Origin of the sequence: Sphingopyxis sp. Geo25, from assembly GCF_949769135.1 — a bacterium.
In the GTDB taxonomy this organism is placed as follows: domain Bacteria; phylum Pseudomonadota; class Alphaproteobacteria; order Sphingomonadales; family Sphingomonadaceae; genus Sphingopyxis.
On record NZ_CATKOZ010000001.1, the window covers coordinates 396,423 to 411,763 of the forward strand.

Annotated in this window: 18 protein-coding genes, 1 tRNA gene and 1 pseudogene; 15 read left to right on the forward strand and 5 right to left on the reverse strand. The window is 66.2% G+C overall.

The window, feature by feature from the left end:
• Window positions 1–6: 6 nt before the first annotated feature.
• Window positions 7–855 carry a class I SAM-dependent methyltransferase gene (locus QOL68_RS02015; protein WP_282946486.1) on the reverse strand — a complete coding sequence of 283 codons (849 nt, stop codon included), beginning with the start codon at window positions 853–855 and terminating at the stop codon, window positions 7–9.
• Between the two features lie 43 nt (window positions 856–898).
• Between QOL68_RS02015 and QOL68_RS02020 the strand changes: the two genes are divergently transcribed.
• The 4 genes from QOL68_RS02020 to QOL68_RS02035 all read left to right on the forward strand — a co-directional run bounded on the left by QOL68_RS02020 (window position 899) and on the right by QOL68_RS02035 (window position 2,629).
• Window positions 899–1,759: a ComF family protein gene (locus QOL68_RS02020; protein ID WP_283404269.1), complete on the forward strand. Its 861-nt coding sequence runs from the start codon at window positions 899–901 to the stop codon at window positions 1,757–1,759.
• 12 nt (window positions 1,760–1,771) lie between these two features.
• A complete protein-coding gene (grxC, locus tag QOL68_RS02025; protein WP_204993367.1) occupies window positions 1,772–2,032 on the forward strand; it encodes a glutaredoxin 3 in 261 nt (86 codons plus the stop codon).
• 2 nt (window positions 2,033–2,034) lie between these two features.
• Entirely contained in the window at window positions 2,035–2,505 is a 471-nt protein-coding gene (locus tag QOL68_RS02030) for a DUF1178 family protein (RefSeq protein ID WP_282946489.1), read from the forward strand.
• A gap of 47 nt (window positions 2,506–2,552) precedes the next feature.
• A tRNA-Arg gene (locus QOL68_RS02035) sits at window positions 2,553–2,629 on the forward strand.
• Window positions 2,630–2,723: 94 nt separating this feature from the next.
• On the opposite strand, the gene dmpG is transcribed toward QOL68_RS02035, so the two are convergent.
• From dmpG to QOL68_RS02050, 3 genes are read right to left on the reverse strand one after another with little or no spacing between them, the layout of a single operon-like run.
• A complete protein-coding gene (dmpG, locus tag QOL68_RS02040) occupies window positions 2,724–3,758 on the reverse strand; it encodes a 4-hydroxy-2-oxovalerate aldolase (RefSeq protein ID WP_282946491.1) in 1,035 nt (344 codons plus the stop codon).
• A complete protein-coding gene (locus QOL68_RS02045) occupies window positions 3,755–4,708 on the reverse strand; it encodes an acetaldehyde dehydrogenase (acetylating) (protein ID WP_282946493.1) in 954 nt (317 codons plus the stop codon). The genes dmpG and QOL68_RS02045 overlap by 4 nt, the downstream gene beginning before the upstream one ends.
• Before the next feature lie 3 nt (window positions 4,709–4,711).
• Window positions 4,712–5,497 carry a 2-keto-4-pentenoate hydratase gene (locus QOL68_RS02050; protein ID WP_282946495.1) on the reverse strand — a complete coding sequence of 262 codons (786 nt, stop codon included), beginning with the start codon at window positions 5,495–5,497 and terminating at the stop codon, window positions 4,712–4,714.
• A gap of 84 nt (window positions 5,498–5,581) precedes the next feature.
• Between QOL68_RS02050 and QOL68_RS02055 the strand changes: the two genes are divergently transcribed.
• From QOL68_RS02055 to QOL68_RS02065, 3 genes and pseudogenes are all read left to right on the forward strand, one after another.
• Window positions 5,582–6,343 carry an IclR family transcriptional regulator gene (locus QOL68_RS02055; protein ID WP_282946498.1) on the forward strand — a complete coding sequence of 254 codons (762 nt, stop codon included), beginning with the start codon at window positions 5,582–5,584 and terminating at the stop codon, window positions 6,341–6,343.
• A 136-nt stretch (window positions 6,344–6,479) separates the two neighbouring features.
• Window positions 6,480–6,656, forward strand: a pseudogene (locus QOL68_RS02060) (MFS transporter); the annotation flags it as partial.
• 245 nt (window positions 6,657–6,901) lie between these two features.
• A complete protein-coding gene (locus tag QOL68_RS02065; RefSeq protein ID WP_156416441.1) occupies window positions 6,902–7,078 on the forward strand; it encodes a hypothetical protein in 177 nt (58 codons plus the stop codon).
• Window positions 7,079–7,160: 82 nt separating this feature from the next.
• Here the strand turns inward: QOL68_RS02065 and phhA are convergent, their stop codons facing one another.
• Window positions 7,161–7,994 (reverse strand): phenylalanine 4-monooxygenase, encoded by an 834-nt coding sequence (gene phhA / locus QOL68_RS02070; protein WP_282946501.1) that lies wholly within the window; start codon window positions 7,992–7,994, stop codon window positions 7,161–7,163.
• A 204-nt stretch (window positions 7,995–8,198) separates the two neighbouring features.
• On the opposite strand from phhA, the gene QOL68_RS02075 reads away from it, so the two are divergent.
• The 8 genes from QOL68_RS02075 to QOL68_RS02110 are packed head-to-tail and all read left to right on the forward strand — an operon-like array spanning window position 8,199 to window position 15,336.
• A complete protein-coding gene (locus tag QOL68_RS02075; RefSeq protein WP_058454667.1) occupies window positions 8,199–8,666 on the forward strand; it encodes an Lrp/AsnC family transcriptional regulator in 468 nt (155 codons plus the stop codon).
• Window positions 8,667–8,685: 19 nt separating this feature from the next.
• Window positions 8,686–9,594 (forward strand): tryptophan 2,3-dioxygenase, encoded by a 909-nt coding sequence (locus tag QOL68_RS02080; protein WP_282946505.1) that lies wholly within the window; start codon window positions 8,686–8,688, stop codon window positions 9,592–9,594.
• Window positions 9,591–10,220 carry an arylformamidase gene (kynB, locus tag QOL68_RS02085; protein ID WP_204993345.1) on the forward strand — a complete coding sequence of 210 codons (630 nt, stop codon included), beginning with the start codon at window positions 9,591–9,593 and terminating at the stop codon, window positions 10,218–10,220. Before QOL68_RS02080 ends, kynB begins: the two co-directional genes overlap by 4 nt.
• Window positions 10,217–11,452 carry a kynureninase gene (gene kynU, locus QOL68_RS02090; RefSeq protein ID WP_349252313.1) on the forward strand — a complete coding sequence of 412 codons (1,236 nt, stop codon included), beginning with the start codon at window positions 10,217–10,219 and terminating at the stop codon, window positions 11,450–11,452. Before kynB ends, kynU begins: the two co-directional genes overlap by 4 nt.
• Before the next feature lie 10 nt (window positions 11,453–11,462).
• A complete protein-coding gene (locus QOL68_RS02095) occupies window positions 11,463–12,473 on the forward strand; it encodes a carbon-nitrogen hydrolase family protein (RefSeq protein WP_204993344.1) in 1,011 nt (336 codons plus the stop codon).
• A 20-nt stretch (window positions 12,474–12,493) separates the two neighbouring features.
• On the forward strand, window positions 12,494–13,630 hold the full coding sequence (locus QOL68_RS02100; RefSeq protein ID WP_282946510.1) for a cupin domain-containing protein: 1,137 nt from the start codon (window positions 12,494–12,496) through the stop codon (window positions 13,628–13,630).
• A 33-nt stretch (window positions 13,631–13,663) separates the two neighbouring features.
• Complete coding sequence (locus QOL68_RS02105) at window positions 13,664–14,572, forward strand: fumarylacetoacetate hydrolase family protein (RefSeq protein ID WP_282946512.1); 909 nt, start codon at window positions 13,664–13,666, stop codon at window positions 14,570–14,572.
• 11 nt (window positions 14,573–14,583) lie between these two features.
• Window positions 14,584–15,336 carry a maleate cis-trans isomerase family protein gene (locus tag QOL68_RS02110; protein ID WP_282946514.1) on the forward strand — a complete coding sequence of 251 codons (753 nt, stop codon included), beginning with the start codon at window positions 14,584–14,586 and terminating at the stop codon, window positions 15,334–15,336.
• Window positions 15,337–15,341: the final 5 nt, after the last annotated feature.

The window sequence follows — 15,341 nt, forward strand, 5'->3', positions numbered from 1 at the left end:
TCCGGCCTAGTCCTTGGATTTCAGTGCATCGGCGAGCGAAGCTGCAGCGCTGCCGCGCCGCGCGGGCTTCGGCTGGTCCGGGTGCGGGGCCCAGCCGCTGAAGTGGATGATGCGAAAACTTTCGGCCACACGCCCGTCGGGGTCTGCCTGCGCGGCGAAGGCGGAGGCGATGCGCGCCGCCTCCTCGCGCGTCAGCGGCGCCGGGGCGGGGGTCAGCCGGCTCGACAGGCCCGCCGCGCGCAGATCGCGGACGAGCGCGAACCAGTCGCCGTAGCGGACGGTCAGCGCGTCGACATCGACCACGGGCAGGGTGAAACCGGTGCGCTGGAGCAAATTGCCCATCGCGGCGAGGTCGATTTGGGGATGCAGCCGCGCGACCGGCCGCACGCCGTCGCTCATCACCGCGCGGCGCTGGCGCGGCAGGCTGCCGTCGCCGACGAAGGCGCCGAGGAGGAGCCCGTCGGGAGCGAGCAGGGCGCGCAGCCGGACGAGCGCGCCCGGAACATCGTTCACCGCGTCGAGCCCGCCGGGCCAGACGATCAGGTCGAAACTGGCGAACGGCAGGTCGATCGCGTCGGCCTCGCCGACGATCGCGCCCGATGCAGCGGCGAGTTTCGGACCGGCTTCAACGATGGCGAGGTTGCCGCCTCGCACCCGTAAGGCGCCGACGAGCGCCGCGTCATGCGCGCCGATGAGCAGCACGCGTTCAAATTCGCGGGTAACCATCGCCAGTCGGTCGAGCAGCGTTTCGGCGATGATCGGGGCCAGGAAATTCGCATCCGCGGGCAATCGTCCCATGCGGTCGCGTTGGGCTGCGTGGCGGGCAGGGGAAAAGAGCATCGTGGGGGTCGACATGGGCGCGCTTGTGCCGTCCCGCGCGATGCGGCACAAGTCCGTCATGGACGCGGCTTCGGGGGACGCAGGTATCGACGGGCGAGCCGGACAAGGCATCGCCCCATTGCGGCTGTTGCGGACGGTCGGGCGAGCGGTCGTCGACTATGCGCTACCGCCGCGGTGTCCAGGGTGCGGGACGATCGTCGACGGCGACCGGCAGTTCTGCCTTGGCTGCTGGTCCTCGCTCGATTTTCTCGACGGCGCCGCATGCGCGCGCTGTTCGATCCCGTTGCCGACCGCGGTGGCCGGTACGGGCGTCGAATGCGGCGCGTGCATGGCCGATCCGCCGTCCTTTTCGGGCGCGCCCGCGGCCGTTGCCTATGGTCCCGTCGCGCGTACCCTAGCGCTCAGGCTCAAATATGGCCGGCGCACCGGCCATGCACGGCTGATGGCAGGGCTGATGGCGCGCAAGCTGCTCGCGCTCGGCGATCCCGCCGACATGCTGCTGATCCCCGTGCCGCTGCACCGCTGGCGGCTCTGGTCGCGCGGCTTCAACCAGGCGGCGATGATCGCCGACGCGCTGGCGCGGCAGACCGGCGTGCCGCGTGATCACCATTTGCTGCTGCGCAAAAAGTCGACGGCCGCGCTGCGCGGCAAGGGGCGGCGCGAGCGCGAGAAGATCGTTGCCGGAGCGTTCGGCTTGGCCGCCGATGCCAGGGCGCGTGTCGCGAGGCGCCATCTTGTCCTGATCGACGATGTCCATGCCAGCGGCGCGACGCTCCGGTCGGCGGCGAAGGTGCTCCACCGCGGCGGCGCGGCGCAGGTTTCGGCGCTGACCTGGGCGCGGGTCGTTCCCGATGCGCTGACGACCGGCAACATATTTGACTTTGCGGACGTTGATTCCGATATGGTGGTAAAGAGATGACAGGATAGCCGCATGGCAAAGATCGAAATCTATACGAAGGCCTTTTGTGGATTCTGCTCGCGCGCGAAGTCGCTGCTCGATCGCAAGGGGGCCGGTTTTCAGGAAATCGACGTGACGATGGATCGCGCCGGCTTCGACACGATGGTCGATCGCGCGCACGGACGCCGCACCGTCCCGCAAATCTTCATCGATGGAAAGCATATCGGCGGCAGCGACGATCTCGCCGAGCTGGAAGCGAAGGGCGAGCTCGACGCGCTGCTCGGCACGGGGTGAGAATGATCGTCTTCGACCTTTGCTGTTCCGCGGGCGATCACCGCTTCGAGGCGTGGTTTGCGAGCAGCGAGAGCTTTGCCGACCAGCAGCGACGCGGCCTGATCGCGTGCCCGGTCTGCGGCGACGCCGATGTCCGCAAGGCGGTGATGGCGCCGCGCGTCGGTGCGAAGTCGAACCAGATGACGAGCGGCGCGTCGGCGCCGGCACCGGTTGCCGACGACAGCGGCCCCGGACCGGAAATCGTCCGCAAGCTGCTGGCCGACCTTGCCGCGAAGCAGGCCGAGATGCTGCCCCGGTCGCGCTGGGTCGGCCGCGAGTTCGCCGACGCCGCGCGCGCGATGCACGAAGGCCGCGCGGCCGAGGATCTGATCCACGGGCAAGCCTCTCCCGAAGAGGCGCAGGCGCTTCGCGACGACGGTATCGCGGCAATACCTCTGCTTGTCCCCTTCGTTCCGCCCGAAGCGGCGAATTGATCCGCCGATTGACGCTGGCCGCCCGACACCGCTAGACGGACCCCGGCGCGCCCGTAGCTCAGCAGGATAGAGCATCAGATTCCTAATCTGGGGGCCACAGGTTCGAATCCTGTCGGGCGCACCATCCTCCGTTCGCAGTTCGCACCGGTTTGCCGCGATCCGGACAGCATTGGCGACACTCGTTCGTCCGGGGGGCGTCGCCGCCAAAGGCGACGCCATCAGCCGGCCTTCGCGTTCGCCAGCATGTCGAGTGCGACATCGACGATCATGTCCTCCTGTCCACCGACCATCTTGCGGCGACCGAGTTCGACCAGGATCGAGCGCGTGTCGATGCCATATTCGGCGCTGGCCTTTTCGGCGTGGCGAAGGAAGCTGGAATAGACGCCGGCATAGCCGAGGGTCAGCGTTTCGCGGTCGACGCGAACCGGCCGGTCCTGCAGCGGGCGCACCAATTCTTCGGCGGCGTCCATCAGCGCGTAGAGATCGCAGCCATGCTGCCAGCCATAGCGGTCGGCGGCGGCGATGAAGACTTCGAGCGGCGCGTTGCCCGCGCCGGCGCCCATGCCCGCGAGCGACGCGTCGACGCGGATCGCGCCATTCTGCACCGCGACGAGGCTGTTGGCGACGCCGAGCGAGAGATTGTGATGCGCGTGGACGCCGCGCTGGGTTTCGGGTTTGAGCACGCGGTCATACGCCTGCAGCCGCGCCGCATATTGGTCCATGTTCATCGCGCCGCCGCTGTCGGTGACATAGACGCAGTGCGCGCCATAGTCCTCCATCAGCTTTGCCTGGCCCGCGAGCGCCCCGGGATCCGACATGTGGGCCATCATGAGAAAGCCCGACACGTCCATGCCGAGCGTCCGCGCCGCCTCGATATGCTGCTTTGATACATCGGCCTCGGTGCAATGGGTCGCGATCCGGACCGAGCGCACGCCCATGTCATAGGCATGTTCGAGGTCGTGGACGGTGCCGATGCCGGGCAGCAGCAAGGTCGTGAGCACGCTATGCTCTAGCACCTCGGCGACCGCGCCGATCCAGTCCCAGTCCGTATGGGCGCCAAAGCCATAGTTGAAGGACGATCCGCTGAGCCCGTCGCCGTGGGCAATCTCGATCGCGTCGACTTTGGCGCGGTCGAGAGCCTTCGCAATCGCCTTTACATGGTCGAGGCCATATTGGTGACGAACCGCGTGCATCCCGTCGCGCAGCGTCACGTCCTGGATATAGAGTTTGGTCTGCGTCGGATCGAGGGTCATGCCGGTGCCCCCACATGCAGGGTTGCGGCCATGCGTTCGGCGGTGCGAAGGGCGGCAGACGTCATGATATCGAGGTTTCCCGCATAGGCCGGCAGATAGTGCGCGGCGCCTTCCACTTCGAGGAAGATGCTGACTTTCAGCCCGGTAAAGTCCGAACGATCTCCCGCCGTCAGGCCGGGGATGTGCAGCGGCTTGTTCGATCCGATGTGCTCGAACTGCAACGCCTGCTTGAGACGGTATCCGGGGACATAGGTTTTGACCTCCTCGACCATGTCGAGCACGCTCCGCCGGATAGCGTCCTGGTCGGCGTCGTCGCAAAGGCAATAGACGGTGTCGCGCATGATCAGCGGCGGCTCAGCGGGATTGAGGATGATGATCGCCTTGCCGTTCGCGGCGCCGCCGACCTCGACGATCGCACGGCTGGTCGTCTCGGTGAATTCGTCGATATTGGCGCGCGTGCCGGGGCCGGCACTTTTCGACGCGATAGATGCGACGATTTCGCCATAGTGGACTCTGGCGACGCGGTTGACGGCATAGACCATCGGGATCGTCGCCTGACCGCCGCACGTCACCATATTGACGTTCGGGGCGTCCAGATGGGCGCCGCCGTTGACCGGCGGGATCGTGTAGGGACCGATCGCGGCGGGGGTCAGGTCGATCACGCGCTTGCCATGGCTGCGCAATATCGCGTCATGACGGTGATGGGCCCCGGCGGACGTCGCATCGAAGACGATCTCGATATCGGCGAATTCGGGCATCGCGACCAGCCCGTCGATCCCTTCGGCGGTGGTCGGGACGCCGAGCCGCTGCGCGCGCGCCAGTCCGTCCGATGCTGCGTCGATTCCCACCATCGCGGCCATTTCGAGCGCGTTCGAAAGGCGCAGAACCTTGATCATCAGGTCGGTGCCGATGTTGCCCGAACCGATGATCGCGACCTTGGTTTTGCCCATCGTTCAGTGTCCCTTGTAGGAAAAGCTGCACGCGCCGATCCCGCCGACGGAGGCGTGAACCCGGTCGCCCGGCGTCAGCGCCACCATCGGGCCGAGCGCGCCCGCCAGCAGGATGTCGCCCGCCTTGAGCGGTTCGCCGCGCGCCGCGAGCGTCTGCGCGAGCCACGCGGCGGCATTGAGCGGATTGCCGAGCGCCGCAGCGCCGATCCCGGTCGAAACGACCGCGTCGTCGATCCGCATCTCCATCGGCGCGCGCTCGAGATCGAGACCGTCGAGCGACCGGCCGGTATCCGCCAGGACGAAGAAGGCGGACGAACCATTGTCGGCCACGGTGTCGGCAAAGCTGATTTTCCAGTCGGCGATGCGGCTGTCGACGATCTCGATCGCGGCATGAACGCTGGCGACCGCGGCGGCAACCTGTTCGGGCGTGGTGGCGGGGTCGGGCAGATCGTCGGCGAGGATGAAGGCGATCTCTGCCTCGGCCTTCGGCTGAAGCGTGCGCGCCGGATCCAGATTGCCGCCGTCCGCAATCTGCATGTCGTCGAACAATACCCCGAAATCGGGCTGGTCGACGCCAAGCTGGATCTGGACCGCCCTGGCGGTCAGTCCGGCCTTGCGGCCGACGATCCGGCGTCCTTCGCTTTCCCAGAGGCGCGTGTTGATCGTCTGCACCGCATAGGCGCCCTCGGCGTCGACGGGATCGAGTCCGTCGCGCATCGGCGGCACCGCGCCCGATCGATAAGCGTCGCGCAGCCGCAGCGCGAGTTCGTCCCGGGTCGGTCTGGTCATCGGCGATATCCTCTTCCTGTCTGCGCGATGCTAGCGCGATACGCCCCTTGGCACCAGCCGCCGGGCCGGATATGTTCTTACCATATGAGAAATGGGACGCCGCAGATTGCTTCGCTCACCCGGGCGCTCTTGACCCTGGAGGCCATGATTTCCGGGGGCAGAACGCGCAACCTGTCCGACGTGGCACGCGATCTCGGCATGCCTGTGGCGACGGTCCATCGTCAGGTAACGACGCTGGTGGCCGAGGGCTTTCTCGTCCGCCTCGCGAATGGCCATTATGCCGCCGGAGCGCGGCTCGCCCGTATGCTGGGCCATGTCGACGAGAAGCAGTTGATCGCCAGCGCGGCGGCCCCGGTCCTGCATCGCCTTGCCTCCCGGCTTGGCTGCGTCGTCCAGCTCGGCACGTTCGAGAACGACATGGTGACCTACCGGATCAAGACCGGCCAGGGGGCCGGCGACCTGTTCACCAAAGTGGGAATGCAGCTCGAGGCCTATTGCTCGGGAATCGGGAAGGTGCTCCTCGCGCATCTTCCGGAAGGGGAGCGGGAAGATTATCTGGCGGCTGGCCCCTTTCCCGCGCTCACCCCGAACACGATCGTCGACCCCGACAGGCTGCGAATGGCGCTTCGGCACGTCAGGCAGCATGGCTTCGCTACCGACGATGGCGAGATCCACGATGGCATTTTCTGCGTTGCGGTGCCGATCCATAGCGCCGCTGACGATCGCGTGCTTGCCGCGATTTCTGCCACCCGGCCGAAGCGGCCGGGACGGCGCATGACGACCGAGCGGACCGTCCATTATCTCGAGCAGGCGGCGCGGGAGATCGGGGCTGCGGCTTTCGCCTGACGGTTGTCGGGGCCGATCATCGCAACCTACCGGGCGGTAGATGCGGTTCTGCCCTGCGCCGCCATCAAGAGGCCGAAAAGGCTGCCGTTCTTTTATTCACGCGCGCGTGAGTGAACATTGAAAGCGCTGTCGCTGCTATTATATCGGCAATGACTGGATCGGCGGTTTCATGCCGACGATCGGCTTTGCGATGGTCGCGGCGACGGGGAATATCTACCGAGGGCTGTGGTATGCGGTGACGATCGCCGCAGTCACCGCAGTCGTCGGGATTTTCTTCCTGCCGGAAACCTACAAGCGGGACATCGAAGGCTGAGCGCGATCGACCAAGCAGGCGTGCGCGCCGAAGGGCATCCCCGTCGGTGTTGGCGCCTCCGGTCTCTGCGGCCGGCCAAAATGACGAATCCGTAATCCGGCGGTCATCGGACGGGCAGGCGCCCACGCCTATTCCTCGGGCGTCGGGTTGAGCCGGTCCGCTCCATCCCCCTGACCCTGGCAATGGACCGGCTCCCCCTGACACCGCCCCCTAAAGGGTGGATCAACTGACTTAGGAGTCCAATCATGCGTAACTATGCAAAGCTCGTTGCTGCCGGTGCCCTGTCGCTGGCGATGATCAGCGGATCCGCCTTTGCCGCGACCCCGGCAGCCACGCCGGCGCAGTCGCACAAGGCGGTCAAGGCCCCGGTGAAGAAGGCCCCGACGCACGCCGCGAAGAAGACCGACAAGAAGGCCCAGTAAACCGGCCGATCCCGTTCCGTCCGAAAGGCCGGTCCGCACCTTGCGCGGGCCGGCCTTTTCCGTTGGCGCGGGGGAATCGCGGTCAGGTGATGAAGGGAATGTCGCCCTCGGCCGTTTCGCCGGGCGCGAGCAGCGGAAGCGCTTTCAACCGCGCATAGATCGGCGTGAAATCGGTCTCTTCGGTTTCCTTCAGCAGATGCTCGAAACTCTCGATCACGAAATAGGTCGGCTGGAACTCGTCGAAGAGATAGTCGCTGCGCATCACGCGCGCGAGGTCGAACGACAGCCGCCGCGCGTCGGGAGACGTGACCGCATGGACGGTTTCGGCGATGCTCGACAGGAGGCCGGCGCCATAGGCGCGAATGCCGCCCGCCTCGCGCACCAGCCCGAATTCGACGGTGTGGAGGTAGAGCCGCCCGAGATAGTCGGCGGCGCCCAGCGTTTCGGCGCGCAGACCCGCCGTGCCATAGGCAACGAGGAAGTCGGCGAAGACCGGGTTGGTGAGCATCGGCAAATGCCCGAACAGGTCGTGGAACATGTCGGGTTCCTCGCTGTAGTCGAGCGAATCCGCGCCGCGCAGGAAGTTGGCGGCGGGGAAGCGACGTTCGGCGAGGTGCCGGAAAAAGGGTTCGTTGGGGATCACGCCGGGGACCGGCACGATCTCCCACCCCGTTGCCGCTTTGAGCCGCGGGTTGAGATCGGCGAGGTCGGGAATGCCGGGCCCCGCGAGGTGCAATATGTCGAGCCCGTCGAGAAAGGCCTGTGAGGCGAAACCGCCCAGCGCCTGCGACTGGCGCGCGACGAGTTGGTCCCAGGTGCGATGGTCGTCGGCGCTGAACTGGCTCCAGTTCTGCGGCATCGTCCAGTCGGCCGCGACGCCCGCGGGCGGCGCTTCGAAAACATGCGTTGCGGCCATCGCCGGGCTCCCTTGCGTTTCTGCTGGCAGGATAGCGCGCGAGGCGGCGAACATTGTCCCGAACCCGCATTGATCTTGCGCGCATTTCAGAACAATGTTCTGTCCAGTTTGAAGTACAACAAAGGCTGTTCTGACCTTTTGCAGGAAAGTTGGTTGTTTTCCTGTGGCGGGCGGACTGGCCGGTGTGCAGCCGGAGCAGGGAAGATGGACAAGATCGACTGGAAAATCCTGACCGAGCTCGAGGGCGACGGACGCTTGTCGTTCGCCGACCTCAGCGAGCGCGTCGGCCTTTCCAAATCGCCGTGCTGGTCGCGCGTGCGCGATCTGGAGGCCGATGGCGTGATCGGCGGTTATCATGCGCGGATCAGCCCCGCGGCGCTCGGGCTCGCGGTCCAATGCTATGCCGATGTGCGGATCAAGTTCGACGGCCACGCGGCGTTCGAGGCGGCGGCGCTCGCGCATCCGGCGATCATCGAATGCCATACCACCGCGGGCGATAGCGACTATCTGCTGCGCATCTATGCGCGTTCGGTCGAACATCTCGACGAACTGCTTCGCAACGATCTGTCGAAGCTGCCGGGCGTCCACCGGCTGTCGACGACCGTCTGCCTCAAGACGATCAAACAACATGCGCCCCTGACACCATGGGCATCGGAAGGAGCGCGGGCGTGACGCGCGCGGGGAGGACGGCTTGAGCATCAGGCGATTTGTCGAGGACGGGATCGAGACCTTCGAGGCCGAGATCGACGGCGAGAGGATCCAGTGGGACAAGGGATTGTCCTATGCCCGGCATTTGCAAACCGAAAAGCTGCTCTCGGCGCAGGTTCCGGTGACCGACAAGCCCGACGAGATGCTGTTCGTCATCATGCACCAGACGATGGAGCTGTGGCTGAAGCTGGTGCTGCACGAGGCGCGGATCGCGGTTGCCGCCATCCAGGCCGACGACCTCGATCATGCCGGCAAGACGCTCGACCGCATTGCGACGATCCAGCGCCACATGATCCATAGCTGGGAAGTGCTGGCGACGCTGACCCCGCATGATTTCCTGACCTTTCGCGGCTATCTGCGCAAAGCGTCGGGGTTCCAGTCGCACCAGTATCGCGAGCTCGAATATCTGCTCGGCAACAAGCGCGAGGATCTGCTCCTTGTCCACGCCGACGACGCCGAAACCCATGCGCGGCTGAGCGCGGTGCTGAACGCGCCCTCCTTTTACGACGAGGTGCTGAAACTGCTTGCGCGGCGCGGCTTCGCGATCCCCGCCTCGCATCTCGAACGCGACTGGAGCCGCCCTTATGAGGCGTCCGAGGCGATCGAGGATGCCTGGCTCGCCGTCTATTCGGACGTCGAGCACTATTGGGATCTCTACATGCTGGCCGAGAAGGTCACCGCGCTCGAATATTATTTCCAGGAATGGCGCTTCAAGCACATGAAGACCGTCGCGCGCGTGATCGGGCAAAAGCAGGGCACCGGCGGATCGGCCGGGGTCAATTATCTGGTCAAGGCGCTGAACCTCAGCTTTTTCCCCGAACTCTGGGCGATGCGCACGCGCATGGTCGCACCGAAGGCCGGCGGCAATTATGCCGACGGAGATGCCTCGTGAAGATCTGGGATATCTCGCAGGTCGTGCGACCCGACATGCCGGTCTGGCCTGGCGAGCCGCCGGTCCGCGTGATGCGCAACGTCGAGATCGGTGACGGCTGCCCGGTCAACGTCGGCGAGATCGACGCGCCGCTCCACGCCGGCACCCATGCCGATGCGCCCTTGCATTATGCCCCCGATGGCGCCGCGAGCGCCGATTGCGACCTTGCGCCTTACATCGGCCGCTGCGTGCTCGTCGACGTGCGCCATGCCGCGGCGCGGATCGAGATGGGCGACGTCGACTGGGATGCGGTCGCGGGCGCCGAGCGGGTGATCTTTCGGACCTATGATCGCTTTCCCGCCGACGTCTGGGACAGCGATTTCACCGCGATCGCGCCCGAGGTCGTCGCCAGGCTGCGCGAGGGCGGGGTGCGGCTGGTCGGGACCGACGCGCCGTCGCTCGATCCCGAAACATCGAAGACGATGGACGCGCATCACGAAATCCTCGCAGGCGACATGCGCATCCTCGAGGGACTCGTACTCGATGATGTGCCGCCGGGTGACTATGAACTGATCGCGCTGCCGCTGAAGATCGCGGCCGCCGATGCCAGCCCCGTCCGGGCGATCCTGCGGGAGCTTGCGAAGTGAAAGAAATTCTCGCCGAAGTCGCCGATCTCGACGCGCGCGATCCGCTCGCGCCGTTTCGCGACGAGTTCCGGCTGCGCGACGGGCTGATCTATGTCGACGGCAATTCGCTCGGCGCGCTGCCCAAGGCGACGGCGGCGCGCCTCGCGGCGACGGTGACCGAGGAATGGGGCGAGGGGCTGATCACCTCGTGGCTCGGCGCCGACTGGGTCGGTGCACCGCAGCGGATCGGCAACAAGATCGCGGCGCTGCTCGGCGCGAAGGCCGGCGAGGTGATCGCGGCAGATTCGACCTCGGTGAACATCTTCAAGGCGGTGACCGCGGCCGCTTCGCTCCGCCCCGACCGCGCGGTGATCCTGTCGGAGACGACCAATTTCCCGACCGACGTCTATATGATGCAGGGGATCGAGGCGTTCAGCGGCGGGCGGCTGAAATCGGTGACGGTCGATCCCGCCGACGTGCTGGGCCGGCTGGACGAGGATGTCGCGGTGCTGCTGCTGACGCAGGTCCATTACAAATCGGGTCTTATCCGCGACATGGCCGAGGTGACGCGCCGCGCGCACGACAAGGGCGTGCTGGTCGTCTGGGATCTCAGCCACAGCGCCGGCGCGATCGAGGTCGACCTCAATGGTGCGAACGCCGATTTCGCGGTCGGCTGCGGCTATAAATATCTGAACGGCGGCCCCGGCGCGCCCGCCTTCCTGTTCGCGGCGGAGCGCCACCATGGCGCGATGCCCGTCCTGTCGGGCTGGTTCGGCCACGCGAGCCCCTTCACCTTCGAGGAGGATTATCGCGCCGCCGCGGGCGTGACGCGCTTCCTCTGCGGGACGCCGCCGGTGCTCGGGCTGACCGCGCTCGAATGCGGCATCGACCTGATGGCGCGTGCCGACATGCGCGAGCTGCGCAAGAAGTCCGTCCGGCTCGGCCAGCTCTTCATCGAGCGGATGACCGCGCGCTGCGGCGAGTTCGGCTTCGAGCTTGCGAGCCCCGCCGATCCCGAGCTGCGGGGGAGCCAGATTTCCTATTCGCATCCCCATGGCTACGAGATGGTGCAGGCGCTGAAAGAGCGCGACGTGATCGGCGATTTCCGCGCGCCCGACATATTGCGCTTCGGGCTGACGCCGCTCTATCTGCGCTACGCCGACGTCGTCGAGGCGGTCGAGCAGCTGCGCGACATCTGCGTGACGCGCGCGTGGGACAAGCCCGAATATCGCGTCCGCGCGGCCGTGACCTGAGGAGGCGCCGATGCTCGAACTCCCCAAATCGAAGGTCGCGGCGGTCCAGACCGCGCCCGTCTATCTCGACCCCGCGGCGACGGTCGACAAGGCTTGCGCGCTGATCGCCGAGGCGGCGGGCAATGGCGCGAAGCTCGTCGCCTTTCCCGAAGTGTTCGTCGCGGGCTATCCCTATTGGAACTGGCTGATGACGCCGGTCGAGGGGAGCGAATGGTTCGAGCGGCTCTGCCGCGCCGCGATCACCGTGCCGGGGCCCGAGGTCGAGCAATTATGCGCGGCGGCGCGCGCGCATGACTGCACCGTGGTGATCGGGGTCAACGAACGCGACCCGCGCGCGCTCGGCACGCTCTACAACACCAACCTCGTGATCGGCGCCGACGGGACGTTGCTCGGCCGGCATCGCAAGCTCGTGCCCACCTGGGCCGAGAAGCTGACCTGGGCGGGCGGCGACGGCGCGAGCCTGCGCGTCTATGACACGCCGGTCGGCCCGCTCGGGACGCTCGCGTGCGGGGAGAATACCAATACGCTCGCGCGCTTCGCGCTGCTCTCGGCGGGCGAGCTGGTCCATGTCGCCAATTATATCTCGCTGCCCGTCGCGCCTGCCTCGTACAATATGGCCGACGCGATCCGCATCCGCGCGACCGCGCACAGCTTCGAAGGCAAGCTGTTCACGATCGTCGCCTGCTCGACCGTCAGCGAGGAGATCATCGCGGCGATGAGCGCCGGGCGGCCCGAAAACCGCGCGCTGCTCGAGCGGCGGCAGAGCGCCTTTTCGGGCGTGATCGGCCCCGACGGCAATCTTGTCGGCGACCCGCTGATCGACGACGAGGGTATCGTCTATGCCGAGATCGACCTTTCGCGCTGCATCCAGCCCAAACAGATGCACGATATTATCGGCGCCTATAACCGCTTCGACATTTTCGACCTGCGCATCGACCGGCGCCCGCGCACGAGCGCAAGCTGGCGCGATGACGAAGTGCCGCCCGCCGACGACGGCGGTGCGGAGCCGCCCACGGCTTGAGATTGGCAAGGAGAGGCAAGATGGCCAGCGTCGTGTCAAAACCCGATCCCCGCGATGCGCAGCTCGGGCGCTCGCGTGTCACCGATACCGACGAGCTTCGGCAATTCTATGCCGAGCTTGGCGCGCATAATGCCGACGCCTTCTGGAACCGCGCCAATGCGATCGAGCCGTGGGAGCCGCAGAGCCGGTACAATCCGACGCTGTGGAAATATGCCGAGATGCGCGAGCTATGCCTGCGCGCGGTCGAGCTGGTGCGGCCCGAGGATGCCGGGCGCCGCGTCGTGACCTTGCTCAACGACAGCGATGCGGGTCGCGCCAACACCGCGGTCTGCGGCTGGCTGTTCAGCGGCCTGCAGGCGATGCGCCCCGGCGAGATCACCCCCGCGCACAAGCATACCGCCTCGGCGCACCGCTTCATCATGGAGGGCGGCGGCGCCTATACAGTTGTCGACGGGCATCATGTCACGCTCGGCAAGAATGATTATGTGCTGACGCCGAACGGGTGCTGGCACGATCATGGCGTCGCCGCCGACGGCCAGCTTTCGATCTGGCAGGACGGGCTCGATATCCCGCTGATGAACTGCATGGAGAGCAATTTTTATGCGGTCTATGACGCCCCGGCGCAGACCCCGGGCTTTCCCGCCGACGATCTGCCGCTTTCCTATGGCGGTGCGATGCAACCCGACGGCGTCGAGGCGTGGGCGCGGCCCTTTTCGCCGACGATGGTCTATCGCTGGGAACAGGTGCGCGACGCGATCTGGAATTTCGCCAAGGTGTCGGGCGGCTCGCCCTTCGACGGGCATATCATGCGCTATTCGAACCCGCAGACCGGCGGCTGGGCGCTCCAGACGATGGGCGCGCACATGCAGATGCTGAAGGGCGGGCTGCATACGCGCGCGCACCGGCACACCGGCAACGTCGTCTATAATGTCGCGCAGGGCCGCGGCTATTCGGTGATCGGCGGGCGGCGCTTCGATTGGGCGGAGCATGACATTTTCTGCGTGCCCGCCTGGACCTGGCACGAGCATGTCAATCTCGACCCGTCGGAAGAGGCGTTCCTCTTCTCGTTCAACGACTTCCCCGTGATGGAGGCGCTCGGCGTCCGGATCGAGGAAGCGCTCGAAGACAATGACGGCCATCAGCAGGTTCAGGCCTGAACCCTCATCGCAACCCATAACAGGAAAACAACCATGCGCTTCGTGACCTATCGCACGGCCGAAACCGGGCCGCGCCTCGGCCTCGTCCACCAGGGACTCGTCATCGACGTCGAATATTTCGGCGACGCGATCGGGCATGATCTACCCGCGACGATGCTCGATTTCATCGATCTGGGTCCGGTCGCGCTCGGCTTCCTGCAGGAGGCCGTCGCGGCCGCGACGCCCGCCGATCTGGTCGGCACGTCGCTGCCCGAGGGCAATGTGACCCTGCTCGCGCCGATCCCGCGCCCGCGCAAGAATATCTTCGGTATCGGGCTGAACTATACCGAGCATGTCGCGGAATCGGCGCGCGCGCTCGACACGTCGGACGCGCTGCCGAAAGAGCCGGTGATTTTCTCGAAGCCGCCGACCGCCGTGGTCGCGTGGAACGACCCGATCCGCCACAATGCGAAGGTGACGCAGCAGCTCGACTGGGAAACCGAGCTGGCGGTGGTGATCGGGCGTACGGCGCGCCACGTGGCCGAGGCCGACGCACTCGACCATGTGTTCGGCTATACCGTTATCAACGATGTGTCGGCGCGCGACTGCCGCCGTGCGGGGCAATGGATCGTGTCGAAGGGGCAGGACAGTTTCGCGCCGATGGGCCCCGCGATCGTCACCCGCGACGAAATCACCGATCCGCAGAACCTCAATATGTGGACCAGGGTCAACGGGGTCGAGAAGCAGAACAGCAACACGCGTTTCATGCTGTTCAACGTCGCGCAGCTCATCGCCGACATATCGAGCGTGATGACGCTGGAGCCCGGCGACATCATCGCCACTGGCACACCCGCCGGCGTCGGCGCGGGCCGCGACCCGCAGGAGTTCATGTGGCCGGGCGACGTCGTCGAATGCCATGTCGAGGGCATCGGCACGCTGCGCAACCCGATCGTCGCCATCTGAAAGACCGAACCATGACCCGCCCTTTCCGCGTCGGCCAGATCGTGCCGAGTTCGAACGTCACGATGGAAACCGAAATCCCCGCGATGCTCCGCGCCCGCGAGGCGATCCTGCCCGACCGTTTCACTTTCCACAGCGCGCGCATGCGGATGAAGAAGGTGACGAAGGAGGAACTGGCGGCGATGGACGCCGATTCCGACCGCTGTGCCTTCGAGCTGTCCGACGCTGCGGTCGACGTGATGGGCTATGCCTGCCTCGTTGCGATCATGAGCATGGGCCCCGGTTATCACCGCGTGTCGGAAAAGCGGCTGCATGGGCGGACCGTCGAAAACGGCCACGCCGCGCCGGTGGTGACGAGCGCGGGCGCGCTGGTCGACGGCCTGCACGCGCTTGACGCAAAGCGGATCGCGGTGGTCGCGCCCTATATGAAACCGCTGACCGAGCTCGTCGTTTCGTACATCGAGGGCGAGGGGATCGCGGTGCAGGATTCGCTCGCGCTGGAGATTCCCGACAATCTCGAGGTCGCGGCGCAGGATCCCGCGAACCTTCTTGCTCACTATAAGAAGCTCGACCTCGCGGGGATCGATGCGCTGGTTCTGTCGGCCTGCGTCCAGATGCCTTCGCTGCCCTCGATCCAGAAGGTCGAGGATGAAGTCGGGCTACCCGTTGTTTCCGCGGCGGTCTGCACGACGCACCAGATGTTGAAGCGGCTCGGGCTCGAAGCGCGGGTGCCGGGTGCCGGCGCGCTGCTTTCGGGACGCTACTGATCGAA

What these genes read in the sequence shown, in the direction of transcription:
- QOL68_RS02055 (WP_282946498.1), top strand. Translation starts at nt 5,582, where the DNA reads ATGAGAAATGGGACGCCGCAGATTGCTTCGCTCACCCGGGCGCTCTTG.
- QOL68_RS02075 (WP_058454667.1), top strand. Translation starts at nt 8,199, where the DNA reads ATGGACAAGATCGACTGGAAAATCCTGACCGAGCTCGAGGGCGACGGA.
- phhA (WP_282946501.1), bottom strand. Translation starts at nt 7,994, where the DNA reads ATGGCCGCAACGCATGTTTTCGAAGCGCCGCCCGCGGGCGTCGCGGCC.
- dmpG (WP_282946491.1), bottom strand. Translation starts at nt 3,758, where the DNA reads ATGACCCTCGATCCGACGCAGACCAAACTCTATATCCAGGACGTGACG.
- QOL68_RS02050 (WP_282946495.1), bottom strand. Translation starts at nt 5,497, where the DNA reads ATGACCAGACCGACCCGGGACGAACTCGCGCTGCGGCTGCGCGACGCT.
- QOL68_RS02045 (WP_282946493.1), bottom strand. Translation starts at nt 4,708, where the DNA reads ATGGGCAAAACCAAGGTCGCGATCATCGGTTCGGGCAACATCGGCACC.
- grxC (WP_204993367.1), top strand. Translation starts at nt 1,772, where the DNA reads ATGGCAAAGATCGAAATCTATACGAAGGCCTTTTGTGGATTCTGCTCG.
- QOL68_RS02110 (WP_282946514.1), top strand. Translation starts at nt 14,584, where the DNA reads ATGACCCGCCCTTTCCGCGTCGGCCAGATCGTGCCGAGTTCGAACGTC.
- QOL68_RS02095 (WP_204993344.1), top strand. Translation starts at nt 11,463, where the DNA reads ATGCTCGAACTCCCCAAATCGAAGGTCGCGGCGGTCCAGACCGCGCCC.
- QOL68_RS02100 (WP_282946510.1), top strand. Translation starts at nt 12,494, where the DNA reads ATGGCCAGCGTCGTGTCAAAACCCGATCCCCGCGATGCGCAGCTCGGG.
- QOL68_RS02020 (WP_283404269.1), top strand. Translation starts at nt 899, where the DNA reads ATGGACGCGGCTTCGGGGGACGCAGGTATCGACGGGCGAGCCGGACAA.
- QOL68_RS02030 (WP_282946489.1), top strand. Translation starts at nt 2,035, where the DNA reads ATGATCGTCTTCGACCTTTGCTGTTCCGCGGGCGATCACCGCTTCGAG.
- QOL68_RS02065 (WP_156416441.1), top strand. Translation starts at nt 6,902, where the DNA reads ATGCGTAACTATGCAAAGCTCGTTGCTGCCGGTGCCCTGTCGCTGGCG.
- QOL68_RS02105 (WP_282946512.1), top strand. Translation starts at nt 13,664, where the DNA reads ATGCGCTTCGTGACCTATCGCACGGCCGAAACCGGGCCGCGCCTCGGC.
- QOL68_RS02015 (WP_282946486.1), bottom strand. Translation starts at nt 855, where the DNA reads ATGTCGACCCCCACGATGCTCTTTTCCCCTGCCCGCCACGCAGCCCAA.